The organism is Vibrio genomosp. F10 str. 9ZD137 (assembly GCF_049974785.1).
Lineage (GTDB): Bacteria > Pseudomonadota > Gammaproteobacteria > Enterobacterales > Vibrionaceae > Vibrio.
In genome coordinates this window covers 1-4080 of the sequence record NZ_JBNGCJ010000268.1, presented here as the reverse complement: position 1 = coordinate 4080, position 4080 = coordinate 1, and the positions used below count along the sequence as shown (strand labels likewise).

The window sequence follows — 4080 nt, the reverse complement described above, 5'->3', positions numbered from 1 at the left end:
GGCTGCTCAGACAGTCGCGTTCCCGCCGAGCGATTAACCGGATTGTATTCCGGCGAGTTATTTGTTCACCGAAATGTTGCCAACCAAGTTATTCATACCGATTTAAACTGCTTATCCGTTGTTCAATACGCTGTGGATGTTTTGAAAGTGAATCACATTATCGTTTGTGGTCATTATGGCTGTGGCGGTGTTAATGCCGCTATCGATAATCCTCAGCTTGGTCTCATCAACAACTGGCTACTGCATATTCGTGATTTGTACTTAAAGCACCGTAACTGGTTAGGTGAAATGCCCCAAGCCGCACGAGCAGATAAGCTGTGTGAAATTAATGTAGCAGAACAAGTGTATAACCTTGGGAACTCAACGGTATTACAAAGCGCTTGGGAACGAGGCCAGCATGTAGAAATTCATGGGGTGGTTTACGGCATCGGAGATGGAAAACTCTTGGATTTAGGCGTTAGATGCTATAGCCGAGAAACGCTTGAGGTGTCGTATCAAGCAGCAATGGCCAAGATACTCAACAATGGTCACAAAACAAACGGATAAATGAACAATGCTCATCAATAAAATGCTCACCAAATTAGGTGAGCATTTCTCGTTCTGATCAATTATTCCTGCGGAACAACCTTACCAATATACGGAAGGTGGCGATATTTCTGTGCGTAATCGATACCTACACCCACCACAAATTCATCTGGGATAGCAAAACCAATCCATTTAGCATCAACTTCAATTTCACGCTTTACTGGCTTGTCTAGTAACGTGCACACTTCGATTGAGTTTGGCTCGCGTAGCGACAAGATTTCAATCACTTTGCTTAGCGTATTTCCGGTATCAATGATGTCTTCAACGAGAAGAACATCTTTACCTTTAATATCATCATCCAGATCTTTCAAGATTCGAACATCGCGGCTACTTTCCATCGTATTGCCATAGCTAGACGCCGTCATAAAGTCGACCTGGTGCGTAATATCAATGGCACGAGCAAGATCAGCCATAAAAACGAATGATCCGCGCAACAAACCAACCATAACCAAGTTTTCACTGCCTTGGTAATGCTCGGTAATTTGCTTGCCTAGCTCTTTTACTCGTTTCTGAACTTCCAATTCAGAAATCATAGGTTCAACTGTATGTTTCATAGCATTCTCAATTAATCGGTGATGACAGAATGACAAAGCCTTTTGGCCCACATCAAACGCTAAATTTTGCCGCTATAGTACCACTCCTCTCTTTGTGAGTTAAATTTTTCATTCTTTCTCATTTATTAGAGGGTCTATAAAATTAAGCACATTGAATCTAATCACTATCCACATTATTGACTATTATATAAGCATAAATCATTGACCAACCTCATATGCACCATTACACTCATTGTGTTATTTAAATAACAAAAACAACATTAGAGCAAAGACTCTAAGTGCAACTTTGATAAATACAATACGTCAATTGGTAAGGAAAAAACGATATGGACTCTATAGCAAAAAGACCACGAACAAGGCTGTCTCCACAAAAGCGTAAATTACAACTAATGGAAATTGCATTAGAAGTATTTGCAAGGCGCGGAATTGGGCGTGGGGGGCATGCTGATATAGCAGAAATCGCGCAAGTCTCTGTCGCAACGGTCTTCAACTACTTCCCAACACGTGAAGATCTTGTCGATGATGTACTCAACTACGTAGTACGTCAGTTTTCAAACTTTTTAGCTGATCACATCGATTTAGATTTACACGCAAAAGATAACTTACGTAACGTTACCGGTGGAATGGTGAATCTTGTTATCCAAGATTGCCATTGGTTGAAAGTATGGTTTGAATGGAGTGCGTCAACCAGAGACGAAGTATGGCCTCTGTTTGTGTCATCCAATCGTACTAACCAAATGTTAGTCAAAAATATGTTCATCAATGCAATCAATCGTGATGAAGTGTGCAGTGACCACGATCCTGATCATCTCACTAATCTATTTCATGGCATCTGTTATTCATTATTTGTTCAATCAAACCGCCTCCAAAGTGAGGCTTCGATGGAACAACTCACCAACAGCTATTTAGATATGTTGTGTATTTACAACCACGACAACCAACAATAAGTTACGGCTAACCATAAAAAAACCGCTGAATCCATCAGCGGTTTTTTTATTATTTAAAGCGCTGATAGATTCAGCGCCTTAGTGTTATTTTCTTTTCACTGCTTTGGCATTTGGTAGGTCAGTAATCGTACCTTCAAACACTTCGGCTGCTAAACCAACTGATTCATGCAACGTTGGGTGAGCGTGAATCGTTAACGCGATATCTTCCGCATCACAACCCATCTCAATCGCTAGACCAATCTCGCCCAATAGTTCACCACCATTAGTACCAACGATAGCACCACCAATGACACGGTGAGTTTCTTTGTCGAAGATAAGCTTAGTTACACCATCTGCACAATCTGAAGCGATTGCACGACCCGATGCAGCCCAAGGGAATGATGCAGTTTCGAAGTTAAGACCTTCTTCTTTCGCTTCTTTCTCTGTTTTACCAACCCACGCGACTTCTGGCTCAGTGTACGCTATAGAAGGAATTACTTTAGGATCAAAGTAGTGCTTCTTACCTGAAATAACTTCAGCGGCCACATGCCCTTCATGCACACCTTTATGTGCAAGCATTGGTTGACCAACAATATCGCCTATCGCATGAATATGAGGAACGTTAGTGCGCATTTGCTTATCGACATTAATGAAACCACGTTCATCAACTTCAACACCCGCTTTCTCAGCATCCATCAACTGACCATTTGGTACACGACCGATAGCAACAAGAACGGCATCGTAACGTTCAGCTTCAGCTGGCGCTTTCTTGCCTTCCATTGAAACGTAAATGCCGTCTTCTTTTGCTTCAACAGCCGTTACTTTGGTCTGAAGCATTAAGTTAAATTTGTTTTTGATGCGCTTGGTGTAGACTTTAACAATGTCTTTATCAGCCGCAGGAATCAATTGATCGAACATCTCAACAACGTCAATCTTAGAGCCTAGAGAGTGATAAACCGTTGCCATTTCAAGACCGATGATGCCGCCACCCATGATAAGCAGTTTCTCTGGTACTTCTTTTAACTCTAGCGCATCCGTTGAATCCCAAATACGAGGATCATCATGCGGAATAAATGGCAGTTTAATTGGACGAGAACCTGCGGCAATGATGGCATTGTCAAAGTTCACCGTCTTCTTGCCGTCTTCGCCATCAACTTCGATAGAGTTAGGGCCAGTAAACTTACCGAAGCCATTCACTACCGTGACTTTACGCATCTTAGCCATACCACCAAGACCGCCAGTCAATTGGCTAATCACTTTTTCTTTCCACAAACGAATCTTATCAATGTCAGTTTGAGGCTCACCAAATACGATACCGTGCTCTGCAAGTGCTTTTGCTTCTTCGATAACTTTTGATACGTGAAGCAGTGCTTTTGATGGGATACAACCCACATTCAGACACACACCACCAAGAGTGCTGTAACGTTCAATAAGAACGGTTTCTAGACCTAAGTCTGCACAGCGGAATGCAGCCGAGTAACCAGCAGGACCTGCGCCAAGTACTACCACTTGGGCTTTAATTTCGTTGCTCATGTTGACCTCTTGTAGTCATAATCCCTAACAGGCTAAGTAGGTATTGATTTTAATTATTTAACATTGGTGCATTTAAACCATGATTTTCAGACCACAAACAGTTTACAGAGATGTTAATGATGTGAAAAGTAAATCAATTTAGCCTGTGAGCTAGACAACAATTCATTTTTTTCAGGCCGAGATTTATGCTCAAAACCTGTAATAAATTGTCATTAATTTGTAGCAAGAGCGACACTAAGGCCGCTCTTCTATTGTTATCGTTCTATAGTACCAAGCGACGGATGTCGGATAGAGCACCATTTAAGAAGGTAATAAAGCGAGCGCCTTCTGCACCATCGATCACTCGGTGATCGTATGACAGTGATAATGGCAACTGTAGGCGCGGTTTAAACTCTTTACCGTTCCATACTGGCTTCATTTCAGACTTAGATACGCCTAGGATACCGACTTCTGGCGCATTGACGATTGGCGTAAATGCCGTG

5 protein-coding genes are annotated in these 4080 nt (G+C 42.0%); 2 read left to right on the top strand and 3 right to left on the bottom strand.

Features of this window, described 5'->3' with window-relative positions; translation table 11 throughout:
- Positions 1–546: carbonate dehydratase (can, locus tag ACP45E_RS04540; protein WP_069584744.1), on the top strand; the 546-nt coding region annotated here is incomplete at its 5' end.
- Between the two features lie 62 nt (positions 547–608).
- On the opposite strand, the gene hpt is transcribed toward can, so the two are convergent.
- Entirely contained in the window at positions 609–1175 is a 567-nt protein-coding gene (gene hpt / locus ACP45E_RS04535; protein ID WP_276203914.1) for a hypoxanthine phosphoribosyltransferase, read from the bottom strand.
- 290 nt (positions 1176–1465) lie between these two features.
- On the opposite strand from hpt, the gene ACP45E_RS04530 reads away from it, so the two are divergent.
- The gene (locus ACP45E_RS04530) at positions 1466–2086 is read left to right on the top strand and encodes a LuxR/HapR/OpaR family quorum-sensing transcriptional regulator (RefSeq protein WP_017036667.1); all 621 of its coding nucleotides are present in this window, start codon (positions 1466–1468) and stop codon (positions 2084–2086) included.
- An 84-nt stretch (positions 2087–2170) separates the two neighbouring features.
- Here ACP45E_RS04530 and lpdA read toward each other — a convergent pair whose 3' ends face one another.
- Positions 2171–3598: a dihydrolipoyl dehydrogenase gene (lpdA, locus tag ACP45E_RS04525; protein WP_017036666.1), complete on the bottom strand. Its 1428-nt coding sequence runs from the start codon at positions 3596–3598 to the stop codon at positions 2171–2173.
- A 262-nt stretch (positions 3599–3860) separates the two neighbouring features.
- On the bottom strand, positions 3861–4080 hold a 220-nt coding region (locus ACP45E_RS04520), incomplete at its 5' end, for a 2-oxo acid dehydrogenase subunit E2 (RefSeq protein ID WP_198927684.1).